This is a genomic window from uncultured Roseobacter sp., assembly GCF_947496515.1.
Taxonomy (GTDB): domain Bacteria; phylum Pseudomonadota; class Alphaproteobacteria; order Rhodobacterales; family Rhodobacteraceae; genus Roseobacter.
The window spans coordinates 51,316-76,809 of sequence record NZ_CANMDB010000016.1 but is presented as its reverse complement, the minus strand read 5'-3'; the positions used below and the strand labels follow the sequence as shown (position 1 = coordinate 76,809).

The 25,494-nt window shown below is 55.5% G+C and carries 14 protein-coding genes and 3 pseudogenes; 12 read left to right on the top strand and 5 right to left on the bottom strand.

The window, feature by feature from the left end:
* Window positions 1-62 precede the first annotated feature (62 nt).
* The 4 genes from Q1A53_RS20810 to Q1A53_RS20795 all read left to right on the top strand — a co-directional run bounded on the left by Q1A53_RS20810 (window position 63) and on the right by Q1A53_RS20795 (window position 3,904).
* On the top strand, window positions 63-230 hold the full coding sequence (locus Q1A53_RS20810) for an antibiotic biosynthesis monooxygenase (RefSeq protein WP_299970393.1): 168 nt from the start codon (window positions 63-65) through the stop codon (window positions 228-230).
* 80 nt (window positions 231-310) lie between these two features.
* Window positions 311-1,381: an L-dopachrome tautomerase-related protein gene (locus tag Q1A53_RS20805; protein WP_299970391.1), complete on the top strand. Its 1,071-nt coding sequence runs from the start codon at window positions 311-313 to the stop codon at window positions 1,379-1,381.
* A 21-nt stretch (window positions 1,382-1,402) separates the two neighbouring features.
* The gene (locus Q1A53_RS20800) at window positions 1,403-2,419 is read left to right on the top strand and encodes a zinc-binding alcohol dehydrogenase family protein (RefSeq protein ID WP_299970389.1); all 1,017 of its coding nucleotides are present in this window, start codon (window positions 1,403-1,405) and stop codon (window positions 2,417-2,419) included.
* A 630-nt stretch (window positions 2,420-3,049) separates the two neighbouring features.
* The gene (locus Q1A53_RS20795) at window positions 3,050-3,904 is read left to right on the top strand and encodes a hypothetical protein (protein WP_299970386.1); all 855 of its coding nucleotides are present in this window, start codon (window positions 3,050-3,052) and stop codon (window positions 3,902-3,904) included.
* Between the two features lie 637 nt (window positions 3,905-4,541).
* Here Q1A53_RS20795 and Q1A53_RS20790 read toward each other — a convergent pair.
* From Q1A53_RS20790 to Q1A53_RS20775, 4 genes and pseudogenes are all read right to left on the bottom strand, one after another.
* Window positions 4,542-5,563, bottom strand: a pseudogene (locus tag Q1A53_RS20790) (IS110 family transposase).
* A gap of 375 nt (window positions 5,564-5,938) precedes the next feature.
* A complete protein-coding gene (locus tag Q1A53_RS20785) occupies window positions 5,939-6,517 on the bottom strand; it encodes a VPLPA-CTERM sorting domain-containing protein (RefSeq protein WP_299970384.1) in 579 nt (192 codons plus the stop codon).
* 191 nt (window positions 6,518-6,708) lie between these two features.
* Entirely contained in the window at window positions 6,709-7,833 is a 1,125-nt protein-coding gene (locus tag Q1A53_RS20780; RefSeq protein WP_299970381.1) for a hypothetical protein, read from the bottom strand.
* 581 nt (window positions 7,834-8,414) lie between these two features.
* Window positions 8,415-9,311: a DMT family transporter gene (locus tag Q1A53_RS20775; RefSeq protein ID WP_299970378.1), complete on the bottom strand. Its 897-nt coding sequence runs from the start codon at window positions 9,309-9,311 to the stop codon at window positions 8,415-8,417.
* A gap of 107 nt (window positions 9,312-9,418) precedes the next feature.
* On the opposite strand from Q1A53_RS20775, the gene Q1A53_RS20770 reads away from it, so the two are divergent.
* The 6 genes and pseudogenes from Q1A53_RS20770 to Q1A53_RS20745 form a co-directional block, all read left to right on the top strand.
* A complete protein-coding gene (locus Q1A53_RS20770) occupies window positions 9,419-10,309 on the top strand; it encodes a LysR substrate-binding domain-containing protein (protein WP_299970375.1) in 891 nt (296 codons plus the stop codon).
* 125 nt (window positions 10,310-10,434) lie between these two features.
* A complete protein-coding gene (locus Q1A53_RS20765) occupies window positions 10,435-11,145 on the top strand; it encodes a LysE family translocator (protein WP_299970372.1) in 711 nt (236 codons plus the stop codon).
* A 431-nt stretch (window positions 11,146-11,576) separates the two neighbouring features.
* A complete protein-coding gene (locus Q1A53_RS20760) occupies window positions 11,577-12,473 on the top strand; it encodes a 5'-methylthioadenosine/S-adenosylhomocysteine nucleosidase (RefSeq protein ID WP_299970369.1) in 897 nt (298 codons plus the stop codon).
* Window positions 12,474-12,705: 232 nt separating this feature from the next.
* A complete protein-coding gene (locus Q1A53_RS20755; protein WP_366873020.1) occupies window positions 12,706-13,053 on the top strand; it encodes a DDE-type integrase/transposase/recombinase in 348 nt (115 codons plus the stop codon).
* A 135-nt stretch (window positions 13,054-13,188) separates the two neighbouring features.
* Entirely contained in the window at window positions 13,189-17,553 is a 4,365-nt protein-coding gene (locus tag Q1A53_RS20750) for a non-ribosomal peptide synthetase (protein WP_299970363.1), read from the top strand.
* Between the two features lie 347 nt (window positions 17,554-17,900).
* Window positions 17,901-18,493, top strand: a pseudogene (locus tag Q1A53_RS20745) (IS6 family transposase); the annotation flags it as partial.
* Window positions 18,494-18,540: 47 nt separating this feature from the next.
* Here Q1A53_RS20745 and Q1A53_RS20740 read toward each other — a convergent pair.
* Window positions 18,541-19,703 (bottom strand): annotated as a pseudogene (locus Q1A53_RS20740) (IS3 family transposase); the annotation flags it as partial.
* Between the two features lie 720 nt (window positions 19,704-20,423).
* On the opposite strand from Q1A53_RS20740, the gene Q1A53_RS20735 reads away from it, so the two are divergent.
* Complete coding sequence (locus Q1A53_RS20735; protein WP_299970360.1) at window positions 20,424-20,876, top strand: hypothetical protein; 453 nt, start codon at window positions 20,424-20,426, stop codon at window positions 20,874-20,876.
* Window positions 20,873-25,288, top strand: coding sequence for a TIR domain-containing protein (locus Q1A53_RS20730; protein WP_299970357.1), 4,416 nt, complete (start codon window positions 20,873-20,875; stop codon window positions 25,286-25,288). The genes Q1A53_RS20735 and Q1A53_RS20730 overlap by 4 nt, the downstream gene beginning before the upstream one ends.
* Window positions 25,289-25,494 lie beyond the last annotated feature (206 nt).

The following is a 25,494-nucleotide window of genomic DNA, read 5'->3' as shown; positions in this document are numbered from 1 at the left end:
TTTGGTCGCTTGTTTGCCATGGTATTCCTCCGTTTTCCTAAACATAGCGGAGGACCACTCCAGTGGGGGAGGATCACGGCGACCCGAAATACTTCATGTTTTACGAAAACTGGCAGAACCGCGATCTATGGCAGACGCACATGAATAACGACCATCTGAAGGCTTTTCAGGACGCGACCGGCGGCAAGCTCGAAAAATTCTGGGTGCATGAGCTGACGCATATTGGGTGATCTTACGCGCCGTACGCATCTCGGCTGCGGCAACATAGCCCGCAGCCCTTTTTCCCAAGCAATGACGAAAGGACGACCTGATGACCGCCCCTTCTGACTGGCCGATCAAAGCCGAACTCTTTGCTGAGCTTTCGGGATCTGTTGGCAACATTACCTTCACGCCAAAGTCTGACGTAATCTTCAGCTATCACCCTTTTTTCGACCCTGACACGCGGGTGGCAAAGCTGAACGCGGATCGGAAAAGCGCAATACCGTTCCCGAACACAGACTGGAACACACCGAAAGAAGATACCGATCAGTTCCTAGATTCAGTCCTGGGCTTGCGGTGCGACGGCAATGGCGTCGTCTGGATGATAGATATGGGGTTGCGCAGTGATTTGACGCCCAAACTCGTAGGTTGGAATACAAACACCGACAGTCTGGAGCGCATTTACTACGTGCCGACGCCGGCAGCTTTGCCAAGCTCTCAGCACAACGATTTCACAATTGATGAAAAGCGCCGCCAGATCATCATCGCCGATGAAGGGGTCGGGCGAGATGGTGACGGGACCGATGCGGCACTCGTTGTCATTGATATGAAGACCGGCGCCACCCGTCGCCTCCTGCAGGGCCATGAAAGCTGCCTTCCCGAAAAGGTGAGCGTTGTCATCGATGAACGCGAACTCACGGTTGACGGAAAGACTGGTAAGGAGCCGCTTCGCATCGGCGCGGACGGGATCGTGGCGGATCTGAACTTTGAATGGCTTTACTTCGGGCCTTTGTCAGGTGGGTGGATTTACCGCATCCGGTTGGATGACATTGCAGATACGTCCCTCTCGGACGCCGAACTGGGCAACCGTGTGGAGAAATATGCCGAAAAGCCCAACAACGGGGGGCTCGGCATCGACAGGGACGGGAATCTCTATCTGACGGCGGTTGAGACGAATGCTGTTGGCATCATTCCGACAGAGACACCGACATACGCCGTCTACGCGGCGCATAACGATATCGTCTGGCCCGACGGCGTAAGCTATGCGCCGGATGGGTACATGTATGTCTCTGCCGCGCAGGTGTCTGAGGCTGCGATCTTTAACGATGGGGATGCGCGCAACCACCCGCCTTACCGCATCTTCCGGTTCCCCCCACTTGCCCCGAGCCGTCTGGGTTACTGAAGACATCGAAAGGAATAAGCTATGAAAGCCGTTGGGATCACTCATTACCGCGACATCGACGCCGATGACGTTTTTGTCGATGTAGATCTGCCAAAACCGGAGGCCAAAGGACGGGATCTGTTGGTTGCGGTGAAGGCCGTGTCCGTCAATCCGGTCGACACGAAAGTCCGCGCGGGCGGTGGTGACACAGTCGAGAACCCGCCGCGTATCCTGGGATGGGATGCCAGCGGTGTCGTGGAAGCCGTTGGGCCAGATGTGACACTCTTCAAACCGGGCGATGAAGTTTACTACGCTGGAGACATCACCCGCTCGGGCTCGAACGCCGAATTCCAACTGGTCGATGAACGCATCGTTGGGCACAAACCGAAATCGCTCAGCTTCGCTGAGGCAGCGGCACTGCCACTGACGACCATCACGGCCTATGAATCGTTCTTCGACCGGCTTGGCATTGACCGGGACGGTGGCGATGCAGGCCAGTCCATCCTGATCATCGGCGCGGGTGGCGGCGTAGGGTCAATTGGCGTCCAGCTTGCCAAAGCGGCAGGTTTGACCGTGATGGGGACCGCATCACGCCCGGAAACGATCGACTGGGTGAAGAAGCTCGGGGCCGATCACGCCATCAACCATCGTGAGGATATGCCATCGCAGATGCGCGCCCTCGGATTTGACCACGCCGATCACATCGCGATCTTCAACGACATGCGCCATTGGGAGGCCTGCGTAGAGATGATCCGTCCGCAAGGCGGCATCGTCAGCATCCACGACACCCATCTGCCTATGCCGATGGCAGGGATGAAGATGAAGGCAGCCTCCCTGCACTGGGAGTTCATGTTTGCCCGCGCCATGCACCAGACGACCGACATGATCGAACAGCATAAGTTGCTGACCTATGTTGCTGTTGAGGTTGACGCCGGGCGTCTTCGCACAACGCTCGAGACCGTCGTGGGCAACATCAGCGCTGCCAACATACAAAGGGCGCACAAGCTTATCGAAACCGGTACGGCAAAGGGCAAGGTTGTTTTGGAGGGGTTTGAGTAAAACTCTGCGACTTCTAACCATGCATTGGTACTCAGCATGCGGTCTCCACCAATGCGGCGACATCTTCGAAGGCGTGTCGAACCGATCGCGGAACAAGACACGGGTCGGCGGAAGAGTCTTCGTCGATGCGAACATCTATAAGAGCGGGGCACGCGGGTGTCCCGATAAGTCGCATGAGAGTTGTAGGTGCTATTTCCTTGTGAGACGCCACGAAACATCCTCCTTTGCTAGGCAAGTGTTAAGAGGATGCAGGATTGGGCTGGCGCCTCACGGGGCTCCTGCTGGCCCCAGTGGGACTTATCTACCGCGATGGAAGACTGGGTGCCAAACTGGCAAAAAACTTGAGCCTACTAAACCGCGTTGCTGTCACTGGTACGCGCAGCGATATGGTGCTTTTCATCCCGCAGTTCACCAGTTCATTCACTGCACAGCGAAGAATCATTGTGTGGTCAACAAGGCTTAGAACCCTTAGCGCTACATTCTGCATTTTGCCGAAGTCGTCCTCATATAGGTACGATTGAAAGCCGAAAGTTCATTAGACGCAGATGTGTGTTTACCTGTTGATTTCTTCACTTGCGATTTCATCACCTTTGGGTTGTGTTAGACGTATTTGAAAATAGGAGATGAACGATGAAACGCTGTTTTTTTGCGGCGGCAAGCTTAAGCGTGCTGGCAAGCTGCGGAGTGTTCGAGGGCTTTTTCGATGCGTTGGACCGAGCAACGCAGGAGCCACGGTTCGCCTTTGTCGAAGAGGGCGCTGTTGACGGAAACAAAGTCCTGCGGGTTGCCGCATTGCAGCCTGACGACCCAAATGGGGTTGAGCCGCCCGCGGCAATCCTTTTCCGGCCGGAACTGGACACATTCGGGCCGGGCGAAGGTCTCAGCGATTTGGCATTGTCGCCTGACGGGGCATTTCTTGCGGCAACGTATCTTGGTATTGGGTTGAACTTGCAGGACGAAATCCGCGTTTATGGCATTGACGACAACCGGGTGCTCGACAGTTTCAACCTCGCTGGAGATGCGCAGGCCATTGCCAACAGATGTACGCAAAACCAGGCCTTTAAGGCCCGGCCTCCGCAGGGGGTGTCGAGGGGCGCAATCCGCGGGCCCGTCACGATCAATGCAGGTGGCAGTCTTCGTTTGGTTGGCTGGGACCCCTCAATCGACGCAATCGAAGTGTCGGTACGCACCACCGTCACCGTCGAGTATGATGTGCCCGGCCAAGGGACTGTATCGAAACGCCTACCTGGACAGACAGAATTCTTCGTCGAATACAGTATTGGGGCCTCAGGTGCATCGCTGGTGGAATGCCGAGAGCAAAGCGCGACGCAGCCGTTGCCAGGCACACCAATTGTGACGCTGTCCGGGTTGACTGACGATGCAAATCGAATCCAGCGCAACGGCACCAATGTCGTCAATATGCTGCGTAGAAGCGAACGGATCGCACCCCGATTTGTCTTACGTCTTGATGCACAACGTGAATGATACTTCGCATTCAGATTTCGTGGGGCAGGTTGGTCGATCCCGCGCCGCCGCCCAAGCGTGAATACACTGGCACGAGCCCGATGCCGAAACCGTGCCAATGTTGATAAGGAACTGGATTGAAGTCCCTAAAGAACACTACCCACACAGCGACCTGAAATGGAAATTACCTCACGATGTCATCAGAGTCCGTTCCTCACTTCAAAGGTATTCGGTCAAACGGGTGCCAGATCACAGTGCGAAACCGTCCATTGGTCAAAAAGAAGAAGCAGTCATTTCAAAGAAGCACTGCGAAGTCATACTTTATCCCGCGATTTTCCCTTTCGCGGACTTCGGGATTTCGCGGTTGTAGCGAATGGCTTGTGTGGATGGCCCTTGCATAGCAAGTCCTTTTTTATCTGATTTGTGCACTTGTCAGAAGCAGTCATGTGTCCGGCCTGTTTGCGCGGCTTTGACCGCTGGCCCTCCCTCTCAGCGATGCAAGCATCGCCTGCCGGGCAATGGATGGGTTCTGCAAACCAAGTTCCTATCAGCTTTACGGGCTATTACGCCCGCGCCATTCGGCGGAGTTTCCTGGTTTTGGCGGCAGACTTATGCGCGATCATATCGCGGGTCTTGCTAACTCGATGTTCCTTTCGTCTCAGGCTGCGGCGCGTGGGCAGTAAGGTTCGTTGCGGGTGAGCAACGCACAGACGATCCGGGCTGTTTTTTTTGGCCATGGCAACAGTGGCGACGCGGGCTGGTTTGCGCTCCACTAATCTGGTCAACCATTTGCTGGCACGTTCCGGGTCTGACCGCGTTTTTCGGACCAGCGATGTCATACCAACGACGAGCAATGAACGTAGGTATTGATCACCCATCTTGGTAATCCGCCCCAGCTTTTCCTGGCCTCCGCTGGACTTGTTCGCTGGCGTCAGGCCCAGCCAGGCGGCAAACTCCCGGCCATTACGGAACTGATGCCCGTCGCCGATGCTGGCGATGATCGCAGAGGCCGTCACCGCGCCTACGCCGGGTAACGTGCGCAACAAACGGACACCTGCGTCCTCTTTAGCGACTTGTTTTACACGATCTTCGTACCAACGGACCCGTTTATGTACGGCCACGATTCAGTCTTACATAGTATGGATCACTTCGTTGGCAATGTCAGGCAGATCGAGAACGTCACCAAGTGTGATGTCTTCAGCAAAACTGATCACAGGCGCTAAGCGCCTCAGGATAAAGATACCAAACTCAGCGACCAGACCACGCAACCCATTGATCAATTAGGTCCTTTCGCGGACCAAAAGGTCGCGTGCACGATGCAGCGATAGCAGCGCTTGTTGCTCAACCGTTTTGATCGCAACAAAGCACATCGTGGGTCGTGTCACTGCTTCACAGATTGTCTCAGCGTCGATTGCGTCTGACTTCCTCGCGTGACGTAGGGCTTCACATAAATCGGCGGAATCAAACGCACCTTGTGGCCCAAGGCCGTCAACTCGCGGGCCAATGATGGGCGCTACTGCAAGACTCCATGCTGATCAGGCAGGGTTCTAACTTAGCAAAAAGCGGCAGAAACTGCGTCCGTCTCAGGGGCTTGTTGAACAACACATCATCGTTCTCTGCGATACCATGGACCTGAAAGATGTTCTTGGCGAGATCTATGCCAATTGTTGTAACCTGCATTGGGTGGCTCCTCTCATAGCAGTTATGACAACTGCATTATGGCGCATTGCGACGCCGGTTGGAGCAGGAGCCATCCACCCCATCAGGTCTGGCGGGCTGCACCGCGTCATAGAGACCGCACTGTGGAGGCCGGCTCTGGGCCGGTTCCCACCGGTAGCCAGACCCGGTCAAACCCAGATGCTGCGTTGCATCCGAGGTCGGCTGAGAGCCCACTGCAGAATTTTTACCTAGGTGCTGCACGCGCATTAACCCTGAAAGTCGCTACATGTGCCCGGATCATGACGCCTCACGGCGACAGAGGTATATTCCATCCCTTCATCGCGCAGCGAAGATTTGGCAGGCAATTCACAAGTCGCACCCTGACCGGACGGTCACTCAGCAATGCGCCAGTCGTTTCCTCCGGAGACGAAGGGATGCAAATCCTGCCAAACCTGTCAAAAACAACAGGCCACCTGCGGGAAGTGGTACGATAGATGGCGACTGATTGGGAATTAGAGTGACAGACAAAGATGTAGGAGAACCTTCTCTATCGACCGTACCTGAAAGTGACCCCACTGAATTCCATGGATCCGTCATCCATGCATTAGTCTGCGAAAGCCGAACGATCGTGAAGAAAACGTCAGTTGCCTCTGAAGACACGCCTCTAAAGCTTCCTCCGAAGATGTCGAGAAGATCATATTGAGCGTCGTATTGGTAATGCAATGGACCAGACCAAACCCCGCTCAGATTAAACGGATCACCGGCCAAAACGCTGGATGTCAATGAGTTGACCGTCAAACCATCGCGCGTCGGTCCTAGGTCCTTCGTAAAATCCGCCGTGATCGTGATGTCGAATGCGACATCCCCAAGCTCTTTACCCGTAAAGCCTCCGACAATGTTGTAGGTCGCGGCCAAGCCCGACGTCGCGGACGCCAGAAGCACTGCAGCGACTGTGAAAAATTGATTAATCTTCATTTGTACGACTCTCCGTTAATTAAGGCGGCTGCAGGAGGCTTTTATTGCCATCGTATTGCTGTTGTCCCGCCCGTACTCAGATAGGCACTCAAGCAGGAGCCCAAGGCGCTTGTCATGAACCCATATCGTAAAGTACACCGACGCCCCGGCACAGTTCCCGAATGGGAAGGGTAGAGCGGTTTTTTGAGTGATCAGCCCGGTTTTGCGGAAACCAGAACGCTCAGTACCTTACGCACCAAATCGCTCTGACGGTTCACATCCAATTTCTGGAAGATGACCTTCAGATATTGCCGCGCGCTGGCTTCGGTAATGTGCATATCTGCAGCCGACGCCTGGAGTGTTTTTCCGCCGCTCAATAGGCAGGAAAGGCGCGCCTGGCTCGGTGTCAGCCCCCACAGCAGTTCAAGAACCCGCGCCTGGCCGGCCAGATCCTTCTGAGTATCGGAGGCGCGCATGACAATAACCGCGCCGTCGTCCCGCAACGGTCGGGGGTTATAGCGACTTTGGCTCGGCTTGTACGGCGTCATAAAGACCAGCAACGGGTCGCCCGGGTCGCGCGGGATCTCGAATGGGTACAGGCCGTTGGACGACCTGACCATTCGCAACATCTCGTTAGTCATTTCGCCATTGCGGGTCTTACAGTGCAGATGCCCGGCGCGCTCGGCGATGTTGCCGCCCTCCATCAACAGGGCTCTCGCCGCCTTGTTCGCAATTTCGATTTTGGCGCTTCCGTCGATCAAGACCACACCGGCGCCTAATGCATCTAGTGTATCATGCAAGATCTGGTTCTCCACCTCGAGCCGCTCGATGAAGCCATGAAGAGTCAACACGCGCTTGATGTGAGGGACGAGTTCTTGCATCGCGTCGCACTCTTGCACGGAGAAGGGCGATTGCAGGTGGTCCCGCAAAAGAAACATGCCAAAGATATGCTGTCGGTCGTCGCTAAAGTTCACACCGCAAAGGTACTCGACGCCGGCATCTCGCAGCACCTCACGGTAGACCCGGGATTGATGGTACTCGGCATCCGTCATGCGCATGCGGCAATGCACGACCTGGCCCGGATTCTCTAGAAACAAGGCAAGTCTCGGGTCTTCGGGAATCAATTCGGCATAGGTCGCATACGCTCCCGGTGTCCAGTCGTAGCCAGTTACTTTGGTGAATGAGAGCCTGAAGTCATGGACATTCTGATGAATGATCTGCGCGCCGCGCGCACCGAACAAGCGAGCCGCAGTGCAAAGGAATTCTGTCCAAGCCTGAGGGTCTTTCAGGGTATTGTACAACAACACGGTAAGATCAGCGATCTGAGCATCGTTCAAAATTCGTTTCTTCAATGAAAGGACTTCCCGCGCATTGTTAACCAGTGCAAAAAACGCTTAGCTCTATTTCCCAATTTAAGCGGGACTGTTGCGTTAACTAGGGACCATACTGCAAAAGTACTTTGCCGCTTTTCCTGTCCGGCCAGTTGCGCTGTCTAGATAGAGTAACGCTAGGACATCAACTCGTCCAGCCGTGTGATCGGCGATCTGGGCGAGGACCCATGTGAGCCAGGGCTGGGGACACCCTTGGCGCGCTTGATTGTCTTGACCAAGGCAAATGCGATGGCCACGGCATTGTCACGCCCGTTATTCTATTCGATGCTGACGTCGACGAGATCGTAACATCAAACCGCGAGATCAAAGAGCTATTACCGTTGGGGGCGTTGATCAAAAGTCGCCAAATCGGTACGGCGCAGAAGCAGCCAAGGGGAGCTCTGTCCGCGATGAGTTAGTTCGACAAAGCTGGGATTTCGCACTTGCAGCGAATGACCACAAAGCGGGCTGCGACTGCATACTGGAGCTTGCGGTGATTTTCTCTTATGGGCAGGCTTCGGAACAAGCTCTCAGGTGGCGTAGCCGCATCACCCATTCCGGCTCAGTTTTCTCTGTCGGGTGGTCGGTAATGCTGAAAACCCGGCGGTGGCGATGATCGAGACGCCGAGCAGGCCGACCATGCTTGGGAATTCTGCGAAGAACAAGCCGCCCCAGATCATGCTGAAGACGAGATAGCTGTAATCAATGGCTGCGACAGTGCCCGCCGGTCCTTTCTGGTAAGCAATGGCCGCGCCGACGCTGCCAATCAAGATTAGAACAGCGAGTGCTGCAACGGTCGCGAGAAGCTGGAGATCGACTGCTTGCCAAGGGCCGAAGATGACCGATCCATCCTGGTCTGAGAACAGGCCAAGCACTGCTCCGCTGACAATGAAGGTGATGTTCAGGGCCAGCGCTAAGATAAGCGGATCATCCTCGCGGCATTTGGCGGAGGTCAGCACCATTGCACAGGCGTATAGAAAGCCAGCGGCGACTGGCAGCAGCGTGCCTAGTGTCATCCCAGCCGTATCGGGGCGGATAACCAGCACCACGCCAATAAAGCCCGCCGCGATTGCGAGGATCGCACGGCCGGACGGCCACGTCCGACTGACCACAGCGCTCAGGCCGACGATGAATAAGGGTCCAGAGTAGTAGGCCGCGGCAGCCAGCGACAGCGGCATTAGCGGCAGGGACGAATAGTAGCTTAGCCACATCAGGACGAGCAACGCGCTGCGCAGCGTGGCCCAATAGATACTCCTTACAGCAATCGGACCTTTGCGTCGTGCGAGCCAGAACAGGATCGGCACAATAAGGGACGAGCGGAGGATGAACATCTGCCAGAGCGGCAGCGATAAGCCTGTCCCCTTGATGACAGCATCGCCGAGAGAAAGAGCGGCAACGGACAGAACGATGGCGATTACCGCAGTCCGGGTATCCGACATAATCATAGAGCTTCCGGGGATTGATTACACAAAGCCGAAAAAGCATGTATCTTCGGCAATGAAAAAGGAGTTTTTGGCAAATTTACATGAGCTAGAAGAATGGATAGCCCCAAATGACCCTTCCGCCACTGGGCCGCCTGAGACCATTCGAGTCTGCTGCCCGCCTTGAGAGTTTTTCCATGGCCGCCGCCGAGCTTGGAATGACACAAACAGCGGTAAGCAAACAGATTGCCGCGCTTGAGCGCGAGTTAGGCGTCAGCCTGTTCGAGCGGCGCAACCGAGCTGTGTTCTTGACCGATGCCGGGCGCAGGTTGGGGCGGGTCGCCAGCGGCGCACTGTCCGACATCGACACCGAGATGGCCGCGTTGCAAGGGCGACGGCGTTCTAAAGAGCTGATCCTGCACTGCCAGCTGTGCGAGGCATTCTACTGGCTGATGCCACGGCTGTCGAAGTTCCACGAGCGCTATCCGGGCGTCGAGCTGCGCGTTGTCAGCAGCCGCAATCCGCTGAAGGAAACTCAGGAAGCGTTCGATGTTGCGATGCAAACATCGGGCCGGGCGTCAGGATCAGCCCGTATGGCGTTCACCGCAGCCGATGATGTTTTCCCAGTCTGTGCTCCGTCGCTCGTTGCTGAGGAACAGTTGCCTCTTGACCCACGAAAGATCGCGTCGTTTCCCCTCCTTGTACATGCTGTCGCGCGACAGGACTGGATGGTCTGGGAAGACTGGTTCAAATCCGTAGGTTCCAGACCATCAAATCGCGCGCGCCATATAGCCTTCGACAGCTATCCCTTGGCCCTACAAGCTGCCGTCGCGGGCCAAGGCATCGCGCTTGGATGGCGTCGGACGACCGAGGGCATGATTGCCGAAGGCAAGCTTATCCGCCCCTGCCGAGAGAAGGTCGAGCGCCCAACAGAGATTTCCGTCTACCGCAGCGCGTCAAGCCAGCCACATCCGAATACAGATCAGCTTATTGCATGGCTGCAAGACCAGCTGAGTAAATGAAGATCTCGAGCCATAGTGTGAATGTTCGTAATCGGTTGCTGGCAACTAGCTCTTTAAAAAGACCCGCCATCTAAGCAGCTTGCGGCTAAATAGCCATTACGAGCCCAACCGGTTCATTCGACAGGATGCAGGAAAAGTCTGGTTCGAGGCTTGCTATTAATCGTCGCCTGTGGATTGCTGCGAGCATAAGAATTTCCGGAGAAAACAGAATGATCGACCCAACAGTGCTACTTACCTATTCGTTGATCGTTCTTGGCTTTGTTTTCATTCCCGGACCCGCGACCCTCCTGACCGTTGCGCGAGCCACAACTTCCGGTACCAAGGTAGGCATCGCGACGGGTGCTGGTATCACAGCTGGCGACTTCCTCCACACGATCATGGCAGTCGTTGGTATCTCGGCCATCATTGCGGCATCTGCCATGCTTTTCACTATCGTGAAATACCTTGGAGCCGCTTATCTGGTTTATCTCGGTTTGAAGGCGATATTCGAAAAGGCTTCTGTCGATCTTGGCCAAGGTCGCGTTCCGATCACCGCACCCCAAGCCTTCAGACAGGCGATCCTCGCCGAAGTGCTGAACCCTAAGACCGCTCTGTTTTTCCTTGCGTTCCTTCCCCAATTTGTTGCCCCAGAAAAGGGCTACGTGGTCGCGCAACTTACCATTCTCGGGGTCGTATTCGCTCTGATTGGCTTCTTTAGCACCATCGTCTATTCGGTGGCAGCTGGCGGCCTTGGCAGCTTCCTTCGTCGCAATCCGACTGTCCTAAAGTGGCAGGGTAAGGTCGTTGGTAGTATCTACTGCGCTCTGGGCATTCGCCTCGCTCTTCAGGAAAGATAGCAGACGTCCCCCGACGGCAGTAAACTGCCGCGCTGCCGTCACTTGACCGGGAGAGCCACCTGCTGCATCGCAGCAAGTCTACTGTGAGCCCATTTATCGTATGCTGCGTTTTGCCTCAAAGGTGGCTTGGTGTGGTAGACCATACTTTTCAAAGTCTGGACGACTGCCTAGATTCAAAGCCGCGGATTCTGCCGTTCATCAGAACAAAGAGATATGACATGCGCTTCGTGATGAGTGCTTTCAGAAGTTTCGGCTATATGCTTGTCTTCTACGAAGGCACGGACATCGATGGTCGTTGCAAAGAAAATATGCGTTGGGCCGATACATCTGCGCGATAATGCGGCGCGTCTGGTGCAAACCGTATCATCCACCCGGCTTTGCTTGACTTTACCTCAGTACACTGCAGCTTGAGGCAAAACACGGAGTATATCATGCGCCTGATCGCAGTCCTTGCCTTATCCGCATTGCCCTGTATCGGGCAGGCCGAATTGCTTGACGACACGCCGCGTATCGCATTGATGTCGGCCTTCCCGCCAGAGTGGATCGCACTGCAAGAAGGCCTGACCGATCCAACCGAACACAAACTGAACGGGGTCACATTCATTACTGGGCAATTAGCGGACAAACCGGTTGTGATCTTTCTATCTGGCGTGTCGATGGTGAATGCAGCGATGACCACACAATTGGCGCTGAATCATTTCGACATTCAGGCCATTGCGTTTTCAGGGATCGCAGGCGGGGTCGATCCGAACCTGTCGATTGGCGATGTGGTCGTGCCCGCCCAATGGGGCAAATATCTCGAAGGGGTGATGGCGCGCGAAACGGATGACACATTTTCCATCCCACCATGGATGCGCACTGACTACGCTGGCTTTGGCATGATCACAACCGTTCCGTTTGGCATCACAACTGCGCAAAGCGAAGAGCTTGACCGACGGTTCTGGTTTGACACGGATCCCGAGCTGCTTGCCATCGCCACAGGTGTCGCTGCCGATATGACGCTCGCAGATTGCAATACCGACAATGCCTGCCTCAGCGATCCACCGGAAATCATTTTGGGCGGCAACGGCGTGTCAGGATCATTCTTTGTCGACAATGCCGACTTGCGAGAATGGGCTTATGCCAGTTTCGACGCTCAAGTGCTCGATATGGAAAGCGCCGCAGTTGCCCATGTAGCCTATGCCAACGAGGTTCCGTTTATCGCATTCAGGTCACTGTCGGATCTGGCCGGCGGCGGCGATGGCGCGAATGAGATGAACACGTTCATGTCCCTTGCAGCCAGCAATGCGGCAAGCGTCATGCGCGCCTTTGTGGCCGCGTTAGACTAACGATGACCGAGATCGTTTGGCGAAGTGGGCGGTTCCGGGGCCGATCGGTTTATTCAACGGCTGATTTAGTGACATGCGCGGCACCGCAACGGTCGCCACGCCGTATATGTGACCTGCTGCCGCGTCAGTGAAGGTCCATAGTCAACGTCGGCTCGTCCGCAGTCTGTGAGTTTAGTCCCCTTTGGGTTTTGCGCTTGCAGCGAATGGCAGCAAAGCACGTTGCGACTGCAGAATGCTGACAGGGTGCCGAATGTCTCTGGTGGGCTGGGTTCTGTCGCAAACTCCATCGAGATCTCCTATTAGGCTGGAGGTGGTAGTCGGTGATCTGAACGCCATGAACGATGCGCTGTGGAGGGTCGATTCATCGCTGCGGATCCGGATCTACCGGTCGAAGTATACCAACAATATCGCCGAGCAGAATCACCGGGGGCCGAAGAGGCGCACGAGGCCGATGATGACTTTCAGGTCATTCAGATCGGCATCGGCGACTTTAGACGGAATTGAAACGGAACACATGATCAGGAAAGGAAAACTCGGCCGCGGCTGTCCGTTCGCAGTCTACGCCAGCCTTGCAGTATGAAAGGCATCGTACGGTCGCTGGCAACCGGCGAAGCAAAGTCTTTGCGACAGAACCCGCACTTCTTGACGGAAAGGAGAAGTTTGCGACATACCGTTTTTCATGATCCTTTCTAATGTGATCAAGGACCCGGCCCTTATGACAACCAGCTACACAAGCTTCCCGGCTGACGAAGCGGTTCAGTCACTGAAAATGTCCGTTGGTCCGGCACGAGACTACCCGCGCCAAAGCTCGATTGCGGAAGTCTTTGCCAGCATTGCTCAAAAACATGCAAGCAAGGTCTGTATTCAGCAAGGGGATGCCAGGCTGACCTACGCCGAGCTTGACGTATGGTCAGACGGGATTGCGGCAAAGTTGCGCCGGTCTGGCGTTGGGCCAGAGGTGATCGTTGCAACTTTGATGGAACGCTCGCCAAAGCTCATTGCGGCGCTTTTGGGGATCTTGAAGGCAGGCGGAGCTTACCTTGCCCTTGATCCAACTCAGCCGCCAAAGCGCCTAGAAGTGCTGCTGAAAGACTCCGGGGCAGTGGTGATCCTGCCTGACCGAGACACGACACGGTTACAGAACACAGTGACGACCATTGATGTCGATGGTCTGCGCGGAAATCGCGAGACGTTTAAACGACCGGAAATTGCCGCGCAGTCTTTGGCCTATGTCGGCTACACCTCAGGCTCCACAGGAACCCCCAAAGGGGTATGTGTCACCCATCGCAACGTTCTACGGCTCATCAGTGGTTTGACCGATGTGAAGATTGGTCCAAACGACCAAATGCTGAACTTTTCTCCCACCAGTTTTGATGCGTCCACGTTTGAAATCTGGGGGGCGCTCCTCTCAGGTGCTAAGCTCATCCAGCCACCCGGTGGCATGCCATCACTGAACGCGTTGGCGGACCTCATCATTGACGAGGATATCAATACGCTCTGGCTCACTGCTGGTCTGTTCCAACAGATGGTAGATCTGCGCCCTGACTGCTTTGTTGGTCGCCGCCGTGTTTTGGCAGGGGGCGATGTGCTTTCCACCGATCATGTGAAAAAGATATTTGAAGCCGCTCCCGACTTGATCCTTTTCAACGGGTACGGACCGACAGAAAACACGACTTTTTCCGCCTTGCATCGCATCATGCCCGAGCACGCCTGTGGCGCAATTCCGATTGGGCGTCCCTTAGCCAATTCATCTACATATGTGCTGGATCGTGCCATGCGCCCGGTGCTTGTCGGCGTTGAGGGCGATTTGTGGGTTGGGGGCGATGGTGTTGCGCGCGGCTATCTGAACCGCCCGGAGGATACGGCGGCTGCCTTTGTACCAGACCCTTTTCAGCATGATGCGGATGCGCGGCTCTACCGCACAGGGGATCGGGCCAAGTGGGACCAAGACGGTGTTTTGCACTTCCTTGGTCGGCAGGACTGGCAAGTCAAAATGCGCGGGTTTCGAATCGAGCCGCAAGAGATTGAGTCCGCTCTTCGCGCTTTGGACGAGGTAGTCGATGCTGTCGTCATTCCGCGGCGGTCTGGTACCACTGTCACGGCACTAGCGGCATTTATTGTTCCAAAGAGTAAAGCCACTCTTGCCGTCCAGACGCTGCGCACTGCACTGCGGGCCAATTTGCCGAATTGGATGATACCTGGGGAGTGGCGGATCGTTGACGGCCTTCCGCTTAATTCCAATGGTAAGATTGATCGAAACGCTCTTTTGGCGCTGGATGTTTCAGCTGCCATTCAACAGACCGTTGCACCCCGAACGCCGGTGGAAGAGTTGCTGACGGGTCTGTGGGAAGACGTTCTGCAGCGCAATGATTTTGGCATTGACGAAAACTTCTTCGATCTTGGTGGCCATTCCCTGCTTGCCATGCAGCTCAGTTTTCGAATTGAAGAAGACATTTCTCTAGCGACGTCCCATGCCAGCCTCTTCCAGAACACAACAATACGTAGTCTCGGTGAGGCCGTTTTTGAAGCGTTGAAAGCGGGTGAACACCACACTGGTGCTGGTGCCGAAACCAAAGGTGTAAATACGCTTGCAGAGCGTCGAGCGTTGGAGACGAAATTACTGGCCCGTCGACGTAAAAGATCCAAGATACCCCGGATTCCGTTGCTGCCCCGCGACGCGCCTCTTCCCATATCCGATGCACAAAAGAGTATACTTTTTGCGCATCTCGTTTCCTCCAACCCAGATTGCTATAATCTCATACAGGCTGACTTGCTGGAAGGACCTTTGGACGTTGAAGCGCTGTGCTATGCGATTGATGAAATTGTCATTCGGCATGAAACGCTTCGTTTGAGGTTCGACTACACCCAAGAGATACCGGTTTGTTTAGCCAGCAAGGTCACGCCCGTGCTTGAGGTCGAGTGGGCGGATGACGTCAATGCAGCCAAGATGGAAGTCAATGCTGCTGCGACACGTCCATTTGACCTTTCGTCGGAGGCGCCTTTTCGCGCTCGGCTCTTGCGATATGCCAATGACAAATCGCTGTTGATCTTAAGCATTCATCACATTGTCAGCGATGAATGGTCCATGCGTATCTTACGTTCGGAAGTTGCCGAAATCTATCGTGCAGCTCGTCGTGGTGTCGCGCATGATTTAGTAGGGTTGCCTTTTCAATACCCAGATTTTGCCGCCCTGCAAGGGCAAAAGGTCAAAACTCCGGAGCAGGTTGCGGCGCTTGATGGTTGGGCGGGGGAATTGGATGGCGCTGACCCGAACAACGCGCTGGCGCCAACCTCCGCTGTGACCAGGGCTCCCGGTTCATCCCGAACTGTGAAACGTTTTTTGCCAAAGCACATGACTAATCAGTTTGATGCGCTTGAGCGCGCATCTGAGACCACACCATTCATGACCACCTTGGCGGCCACTATCTGTGCGATCCATAAATGGACAGGAAAACCTGATGTCACGATCTCCACCCAGATTGCGGGACGGTCGTGCCCAGAAGTAGCCAATTTGATCGGAATGTTCACAAATACGATTGTTATGCGGTCCCAGATCGATCAATTTTCCAGCTATGCCTCGATTTTGAAGAAGATACGCACAACAGTCTTGGACTATTTGATGCATCAAGACATACGCGCGGAAGCGCTGTTTCAGCACATGAAGCTACCACACAGGATAGACGCGGCACCATTTGGACATATTTTTTTCACTCATCGCAAGTCATTTGGTACCTTAGAGTTAGATGGCGATTTATTATCGACCGAAATTGCGCCAGACCAAGACGCAACGTGGGTCGATCTTTGGATAACAATTATTGATCACCCTGATACACGTGAACTCCGCTTGATATATGATCCTATCCTGCACGACCAACAGACAATGGAGTTGTTTGCCGAACGGATCGAAAGCGCGATGGCCGAAGTTTTGAGAGACCCTGAAACTGAACTCTCCGGTTTTCTTGCGAAAAATGCGAAAAAGGGCGTTGAGAGTTTCGAGAGAAATGAATTCGCGCCGTTTATAAGAAACCCTGTTCAACCTGAAATCCAAGAAATCGTTTCTGATCTTTGGAAGGAAACACTGAAGATCTCTGCTGTAAAGCCGGGCACGTCATTCTTTGATGAAGGAGGAGACTCCTTGTCAATGCTACGTTTAACACATCTGCTGGAAGAACGATTGAAGATCGTGTTGCCTCCCTCAGGCATGTTTGCCGACCCAACCCGCGAAGGTATCGCACAGTTTGTCGAAGACTCTCTGCAGTGCCTAGCGAAAAATGAGGATTGGGATCGTTTGATCGAACGGTTCCCGACCAAACTGGATACTAATTCTAACTGTAACAGGTTCTACTTAGTGGCAGGCGGGGGTGGACACGTGGCGCCATTTGCCCCGGTTATTGAACGCTTGACAGACCGCTGGCAGGGATTTGGCGTGCTTGATCCCGCATTGTTTGATGATGAAGAAACTCTTTGGACCATGGAGGACCTGGCTGTTCGCATGGCAGCGGCCATTCGAAGCGTTGATCCAGAAGGACCTTGGATTCTTGCTGGTTACTCTGCCGGCGGCCGGGCCGTTTATGAAATTGCTCGGAAACTGATCCACGATGGTGGTAGTGCAAGCTGTATCATTTTGGATGCAGGACTTGGCGACCAATCGACTTTTGGAGCGCTTATGCGATTGGCGAGCAAAACAAAGCGTTTTTTTCGCGTAGCGTTTCGAAAGGCCAGTGACACGTATGCCAATATCCGGATCGGAGACAGCGATCCCGTGGAGATGGATCGACGCCGTTTCCGCCGCGTATCGGATCACCAGCACGGCCGTCTTTTGCGAGGGTACTCTCCCAAGAGCGACATTCGGATTGTTCTCGTGAGGGCGGCTGAAACACCCGTTGGCATACGTGGTGGCGACTATGGATTATCAAATATTGCGAACCTCACAAGCATTATAGACACCCCTGGTGATCACTATAATTGTTTTAAAGGCAAGAATGTTCCTGCTTTCGCAGCTGCGCTAGAGACAGCTCTAGAAGATATTAGTGCTAGTATCAGTGACCTATCCCCCTACGACTCCGCTGATTTACGCTAGCTTTGGTCAGGTTTACTGCGCTACCCGAAGCGCCCGCGTTTGGAGTTAGGTTTTTTGCCCTTGGATCACATAAAAGGGCTCGATACGTCTCGCAATTTCATCAGCGCTGCGGGGACGTTGTTCCCAATGGCGCCATGCGGTCTTTCTTTGTTGTGGTCTCTACACCAAGTGTTACCAAACCCCAGTTGGTCAGGATCGTAACCAATATTTTCATTCTTCAGCGATATGCATCCCCTCAATATGGTTCTGTCGCAAATTTTGTTCTGGTGACCGATGTAGAAGCGTCGAAAGCAGCTGAGGTCATGCCGACGGTATCGTCCTAAGGTGCCCAATCTCCGCGAGATGTCATCCTGCATGCTGTCCTTTTCTACGTCCGCTATGCTGTTTCCTACCAAGATCTGGAGGAGATCTTGTCCGAACGCGGTGTCCAGGTTGACCATGCGAGTTTGAACTAGTGGGTCGTGAAATATGCCTCAGCTTTGGCAAAGGTTGCGCAAAAACAGGAGTCGCCGATTGCGCGATCATGGCGTCTGAACGAGACCTACATGAAAGTGCGAGGTGATTGGTGCTATCTTTAACGCGCTGTGAATTTGCGCGGCCAAGTACTCGATTCATGCTGTCTGAGCATCACGATGAGGCAGCTGTGCTACGATTTTTGACCAAAGCGATCGCAGCAAATAGTCCGCCGCGCGCCCGTACAATTGACCAAAGTGGCACCAACACAGCTGGCGTCGATGCTGTGAGCGCCGCGTTGCGGGACGTCGGCTCGCCGCGTCGGATCAAGATCTACTGATTGAAATATCTCAACAACATCTTTGAGCAAGATTACCGTGGCGTGAAGGGGCCACCTCGCCCGATGACGGGCTTCAAATCGCTTAAATCAGGAACGGCAACACGAGATAGGATCGAAACAGCACAGATGATCAGAAATGGACAACTTGGCGATGGATCTCTTTCGCGATCTGCATCAGCCTTGCGACCTGAAGAGTGTGTGTTCAGGCATTCCCCTCTTAGCTTTGAGTTGAAGGCCTCGATGAAGGAGTTATCTGTCGGCTGGCCAGGACGTGAGAAGTCCAGAGTGACGCAACGCTGACAGGCCCGCAAATCCATGTCGCGAGAGATGAACTCGCTCCCGTTATCCACGCGTATCGTCTTGGGATATCCAATGTCACGACATACCCGATCCAACGTGGCTACGACATCCTCACCTCGATAGCTGAAGCGTGGGTCGATGACAGGACAATAGCGTGAGAAGATGTCTTCGACTGTCAGGATACGAAGCTTGCGCTCAGTGGCCAACTGGTCGTGCACAAAGTTCCCTCTCGGTGAATGCATGCATTCTCCTGCCGGGCAATGATCGCTCAGACATCGTTCGCGCAAACAGCATCTAAACGGTCTTCTCGCAGCTTGGTTTTGACGCGCCTCTTGGGGGACTCATTCTGCAGTTGCAGGCCCATTTCCTTGTAAATCCTGTACACACGCTTGGGGTTCACTTCCCAGCCTTCTCGTCGCAACACATAATGCACGCGCCGATAGCCATACGGCACGCGGGTCCCGCAAATCTCTTTGATACGGGATTTTAGACTGGCCGGATCGCGGCGTCGGGATTTGCACTGATAAGTCGATCTGTCGAACCGCATTACCTTGCATGCGCGCCTGACAGAGACGCGCTAATCTTCCCGAACACCGTCGATGATCTCGCGCTTACGATCGGACCTCAAAGCTTTCGTTTGACGACATCCGCTCGCCCATTGTCCTCGGACCAATGGCGGACAAAGACCTCGCCATTTCCTTGTCGAGCATCAGGTCCGCGACGGTTGTTCAGGGCAAATCATCCCCCGGATAATTTGCTTTCCCCTCCAACTCTTCAAACGCCGGTTCTCGTCTTTCAACTCGCGCAGTTTCTTCATCTCGGACGGCATCAGACCTGCGTAATTGTTTGGCGGGAAAAACATCCACTGGACGCTTTTCTTGTCCGCCTGCACTCCAGTTGAAGTAAGTCGCCTGGCCCCCCTCTCGGCGATTGCTTTAAAATGACCTGCCGGTCAAAGGATCCCAGCCTTGCGACAGATCTCCGCAACTGGCGTGCCTTCCTCGCCCTGCTTTACAATGAACGCCTTTTGCGGGTCCTTGAATTTGGATGCTTTCATCTTCATCGCTCCTCCCCAGCCCAAGGAAAACATGAGCGAAGACTCTAATCTACAAATGGTAGGAAAATCGGGTTTCAGAGCAATTCTCTCCTGGTCGTAAACTGACGGATGTCGCCATTCTACGAAGCACTGAACATCGAGTGTCGACCTGCAGCATAGTCTGTGCATACATGGTAATTGGGGGTACAACAGCGCCCAAATATGCTTAGGATCTGCCTCATGAGGGTTCGGTAACGCAGGCTGGCGCTTGTGGTGCGGACGGGCCTTGTTCTGACGCTCGATGGCGGATGCCTGTCCGCGGAGCAGCGCGCCGAGCTTACAGTCTGTTGTGTTTTGATCGCGCGTCGCAATGTCTTTGCAGTGTGTGTAACCTGACAAGGGGATTCTGTAAGTGGTGCATTCGGCGTCGACGGTTGGCTCATTTCCCGCTTGATCGTGATTGTTTGTACCTGCAAGCTTTTTTGGAAGAAGGCCAATTTGGAGTGCCGGAGCAATTGAAACCAAACGGATTGAGTAGCGCCGTGTTCTCGCCCGCCAAAAAACGCAAAGCTGTTGCCTCTGGTGACTGCGAGGCTCGCAACGGGGAACCTGTGATTGGTCCGGACTGCGCAGTCATGGTTTCAGATGCGGTTCCACCTCACACGGAAGTCGAAACTGGCCGGATCTTGCGCGAAAGACGGACGGGGCAAAATCCATACTTAGGACATGGAGGAATGCCGGATGAGCGATAAGCCCGATCAGACCTTTGAGCTTTACAAGATTTACCTCGCAACTGCCGAGAAGGTCAGTGACCGCAGGGCTGCGGCGAATACCTGGATGCTCAGCGTCAACAGCGCGATTTCCGCGCTTTATGGCTACTTGAAGATGGGGGGCGCTTCGGTCAGCGAGTTCGAGCAGGGCTTCTGGCTTTTGGCCATTCCAGCGGCCGGCATTATCGTGTGCTTCGCCTGGGCGGTCCTGCTTGCCTCATACTCCAAGCTGAATGGCGCAAAATTCCAGGTTCTGCATGAGATGGAGAAGAGCCTGCCGGTCGCGCCTTTCGAGCGCGAACAGAAGATCTACAAGGCGATGGGCCGACGGTCCTTCACTGGGCTTGAGAAATGGGCGCCATTTGCGTTTATCGGTCTCTATGGAATTCTCCTGCTGGCCTCGGTGATCCAGGCACTGCGGTGACCAAACTCATCGAACAGGCGCATCCAGAGTTCTCTCCCAATAGGATCTTTATCTCCTACTCGCGCGCTGACGGCAGGGAATTCGCCGAGGACTTTGAAAAGCGTGTCGCGGAGCAGGGCTTGACGTCCTGGCGCGATCTCAAGGACATCGAAAGCGATGATGTTCGCTTTCAGGCATTGAGGGCGATCGAACAGGCGGAACACCTTGTGCTGGTGCTGAGCAAGCGGGCGCTCGTCTCAGACTGGGTGAAGCGGGAATACAGACATGCCTGGGCCAAGGGGAAGAGGGTCAGCCCTGTGCTGGGCGATGCCAGCCTGCGCAAGCGCGATCTTCCCCTTTGGCTGCGCAGAGCGGAGGTCTATGATCTCAGCGAGCCCGAGCGCTTCATCACGCTTCTCCGGGTTTTGGAAGGCCCTGGTGAGCGGCGGCGCGTGCCCTTTCATCAGGGCCACCTTCCGTCTTCCTATGTCCGGCGTTCGACCGAGTTCGGCGCCCTGAAGACATCTGTTATGGCATCCGGAGGCGGCTCGGTCGCGCTCGTCGGCTCCGGCGGCTACGGCAAGACCGTCCTTGCCAATGACCTCTGTCGCGACGAGGAGGTGCGCTTTCAGTTCTGGGACGGAATACTCCGCGTGGAGATCGGCAAGGAACGTCCCAGCGTACTGGGACTGGTCAACGATCTCATCGAAAAGCTAGACCCCGACGGCGCGCGTCCCGGTTTTACCGATGAGACCATGGCCGGTGAACATCTCGGAGGGCTGATCGGCGAGGCGTCACTTTTGCTTGTGATCGACGATGTCTGGTACGAAAGCCAACTGCGCCCGTTTCTCTATGGTGGACCAAACTGTGTCCGCTTGATCACAACGCGGAAACCGTCGGTTCTACCCCAGGATTGTACGCCGATCCGGATCGACGAAATGCGCCAGACTGAGGCACTTCAGCTGCTGTCCTGGGACTTGAACGTTGTACACCCCGCCACGCGCGTCGCTTTCGACAGTCTCGCGGGCCGTCTCGAGGGATGGGCGCAGCTCCTCGACATCGCCAATGGCTTCGTCCGCTCCCGGGTCGCGAAACACGAGAGCGTCGACAAAGCTCTTGGGACGTTTCAGGACCGCCTCGACCGCCGTGGCCTGACCGCCTTCGATGCGCGCGACGAGGATCAGCGAAACCGCGCGATCGGGCTCTGCGTCGACGCGAGTACCGAAGACCTCGATGATGCGCTTGAGCGGCCGAGGTTCCGCGAGTTGGCTGTCTTGCCCGAGGATGTTGCGGTGCCCATCGACATCATCGATGCTCTCTGGAACCAGAGTGGTCAGTTCGATCTGCTCGAGACCGAGGAACTCCTGGAACGCCTCGACGGGCTGTCGCTTCTTCAGGAACTGGATCTCGGCACCCGCACAGTGCGTTTGCACGATAACATGAAGTGGCTCCTGCGCGACCGGCTGGGAGAAGATGGGCTGACAGAGGCCCATAGCAAGATGGTGGAGGCCCTGGCCGCGTCTTGCGTCAGCGACTGGGCAAGTATGCCAAAGCAGGCGTCCTACGGCTGGCGTTTTCTCATCGATCACCTGCGGGCGGCGGGCCGCGGTGCGGAGGCTGATCGCCTGCTGACCGACTTCATTTGGATCAAGACAAGGCTAGCAGTGACCGGCGCACAAGGTTTATTGGCTGCATGGCATGACGAGCCGGAGGATCCCGCAGCCCAGCTCGTCGGACGCGCTGTCGCTTTGTCGATCCCGGCACTCGCGCAATCGCCGGACCAGCTGTCCCACCAGATTTGGGGCCGGCTTGCCGACGCCGGACTTCCGGCGGCTGTCGAAGTTGCTCGGTCGGCACGTAGCACCCCATCGCTGTGGCCGGTCCCGACATGCCCCCGTCTGACCCCGCCTGGCCAGCTGCGGTTCGGTTTGGTTGGGCATACTATGGCGATCCAGAGCGCCATGTTCTCTCCCGACGGATCCCGTGTCTTTGCCGCTGCGGGAAGTGAAGTGAAAGTGTGGAATAGTGCTACCGGGGTCGAGATTGCATCTCTCCCGGCCTATGGCGCTTGGTCACCGATAGTGTTCTCGCCTTTTGGCAATAGGGTGCTGACTTTGTCGAACGACGGGACGGCACGTGTTTGGGACGTCGCGAGCGGCGCTCAAATAGCGGTACTCGAAATGCCAGGGCTGACGAACGCAACTTTTTCACCCGATGGCACACGGGTCCTGAACCGCTCAGAGGACGGGACCGTCCGCCTTCATGATGCCGCCAGCGGAGTCGAGGCTGCAACGCTTGGAAAATCTGCCAAGGCGGTATTTTCCCCTTATGGCTCCCGTGTCCTGACCTTGTCGCCAGGGCACGGCAATCCGATGCTTTGGGACACGGTCACCGGAAACGAGACCGCGGTGCTTGGGGTAGGAGAGGCTTGGGTAAAGAACGCAGCATTCTCGCCCGACGGTCATCAGGTATTGACCGTTTTCGACGAAGACCTTGGTCGCCGGGAAACGGCTGACCCGGCTCTTTGGGATGCCGGCGATGGCGGTCTTGTGAGGGAGCTGAAGGGACACGCGGCCAGTGTTCACATTGCGGTGTTCTCACCAGACGGAACCAGGGTCTTGACCGCGTCCAAAGACCGGACCGCCAGACTTTGGGATGCTAACACAGGAAGAGAGACGGGCGTACTGGCATGCAAGTTCGCGGCGCAGAGCGTCCAATACTCACCGAACAACGATCGGGCGTTTGCGACGTTTGGGGATGGCACCCTTGTGCTCTGGGACACAATAAATGCCACGGAGTTAGCATCCCTGAACAGTGGGTCCAAGAGGAGCTGCACTGCGTCCTTCTCGCCTGATGGCAGATACATCCTTGCCCGTGGATGGGACTGTGCGCTGCTCTTGAATACGACCAACGGACACCCGGAAGCAGAGCTGGGCGGGCACGGGGAGCAGCTGAAAGACGCGCAGTTCTCGCCAGATGGGCGCCGCGTCTTGACGAGTTCGACCCACCTTGCGCGTCTTTGGGACGCTGACACGGGTGCATCGGTCGGGACACTGGATCGGCATGAGGGTGATTTGACAGCCGCCGTCTTCTCTCCGGACAGTCAGAATGTGCTGACGGCGGCCAATCACGGTGCCTTGCTTTGGGACGCAAACAGCACCTATCCAACGGACCGGCCCGGACACCAGCGCACAGTCAAAAGCGCAGTGTTCTCATCGGACGGTCGTTTAGCCTTGACGACGTCCGAGGATGGCACCGCGCGATTGTGGACGCCCTCAACCGGCAACCAGTCGTCGGTTCTGCAGGGAAAAAGCGGCGTCGTGCGCGCATTGATGTCGCCCGACGGCACGCAAGTTCTCACGATCTCGGACTACCACGACCGCGACCCTCGTCTCTGGGATGTTGGCAGTGGTTCTGAGGTAGCCCTTCTGCAAGGGCATGAGGTAGGCCTGCCCGATGCTCAGTTCTTGCTGGGTGGAAAGCGCATTGTCACCGTCTCGGGAGGCGTCGCAAGACTCTGGGATGCGTTCTCGCGCGAAGAGGTTAGGCGGCTAGGCGCAGGCGATGCGTCCGTTGTTGATGCCGTGTCCAGCCCAACGGGCGACCGCTTCCTGACGATCTCACAAGACCACGCCGTCCGGCTTTGGGACGCAAACACTGGATCAGAGGCTGTGACGTTACACGGTCACGGGCGCCCAATTGCGAATGCGGTCTTTTCTTTCGACGGTTTGAAGGTTCTGATTACTTCAGAGGGTGGTGCTGCGAAACTTTGGAATACAGACGTACAACAAGAGGCCGTGGTGTTTCAGCCGAATGGGGAAACGATACGCGAGGCGCTTCTCTCTCCAAAAGGCAAGCGGGTCGTGACGATCTCAGTTCCCGGTCTAGTCGCTCGGCTTTGGGACAGTGTCAGTGGTTCTGAGATTGCGGTACTGGACAGCGAACACGGCGGCGTAAAACACGCGGTTTTTTCGCCTGATGGCGCCACTGTGCTGACGATTACACTCCAGCAAGTTGCTGATCTTTGGAACGCTACCACGGGTGACAAGATTGCACAGTTGCCGCACAAGGTAGAGAGAGCGGTCTTCTCACCAGATGGCGCTAGACTTGTTACGCTACAATCCCGAGGCAATCCGGTTCTCCTTTGGGATGTTGCAAAGGGAGCAGAGGTCGTTTCATTGAGCAGACATGAAAGCTGGGTGGAGAGCGTGGTTTTTTCGCCAGATTCAAGGCATCTCCTGACGATGTCACGCGATCGCTCGGCACGTCTCTGGGATCCCATCACCGGGACCGAGACGGCAATCCTGACCTTCGACGCGATCGTGACTGCGGCGTCATTTCATGTCTCAACAATGCTGCTTGGCGACGCGATTGGTGGGGTGCATTTTTTCGACCTCACGGAAACTCCTTTGTCGGGATCGGGTCATTCGTGAGACGGACATCTGGAGAGACAAGGGTGAATGAATGGAGAAGGCCGCCCGATTGACGGCTGTGAGCCCGTGCTGCTGAGCATTCGGGAGTGGCCAGCGGCCACTTTCATCTTGAGCTGCCGGTTCATTCGGAGCAGGTTATGCGCAGGCCTTGCTCGGGCCTCCGCCCTCCGTCCGGGAAGCATCCATCATGCGGAGCCGAATTGTCT

Excerpts from the sequence above, each read along its gene's own strand:
- Q1A53_RS20805 (WP_299970391.1), top strand. The coding sequence starts at position 311 with ATGACCGCCCCTTCTGACTGGCCGATCAAAGCCGAACTCTTTGCTGAG.
- Q1A53_RS20800 (WP_299970389.1), top strand. The coding sequence starts at position 1,403 with ATGAAAGCCGTTGGGATCACTCATTACCGCGACATCGACGCCGATGAC.
- Q1A53_RS20795 (WP_299970386.1), top strand. The coding sequence starts at position 3,050 with ATGAAACGCTGTTTTTTTGCGGCGGCAAGCTTAAGCGTGCTGGCAAGC.
- Q1A53_RS20785 (WP_299970384.1), bottom strand. The coding sequence starts at position 6,517 with ATGAAGATTAATCAATTTTTCACAGTCGCTGCAGTGCTTCTGGCGTCC.
- Q1A53_RS20775 (WP_299970378.1), bottom strand. The coding sequence starts at position 9,311 with ATGATTATGTCGGATACCCGGACTGCGGTAATCGCCATCGTTCTGTCC.
- Q1A53_RS20770 (WP_299970375.1), top strand. The coding sequence starts at position 9,419 with ATGACCCTTCCGCCACTGGGCCGCCTGAGACCATTCGAGTCTGCTGCC.
- Q1A53_RS20765 (WP_299970372.1), top strand. The coding sequence starts at position 10,435 with ATGCAGGAAAAGTCTGGTTCGAGGCTTGCTATTAATCGTCGCCTGTGG.
- Q1A53_RS20760 (WP_299970369.1), top strand. The coding sequence starts at position 11,577 with ATGCGCCTGATCGCAGTCCTTGCCTTATCCGCATTGCCCTGTATCGGG.
- Q1A53_RS20755 (WP_366873020.1), top strand. The coding sequence starts at position 12,706 with ATGCTGACAGGGTGCCGAATGTCTCTGGTGGGCTGGGTTCTGTCGCAA.
- Q1A53_RS20750 (WP_299970363.1), top strand. The coding sequence starts at position 13,189 with ATGACAACCAGCTACACAAGCTTCCCGGCTGACGAAGCGGTTCAGTCA.
- Q1A53_RS20735 (WP_299970360.1), top strand. The coding sequence starts at position 20,424 with ATGAGCGATAAGCCCGATCAGACCTTTGAGCTTTACAAGATTTACCTC.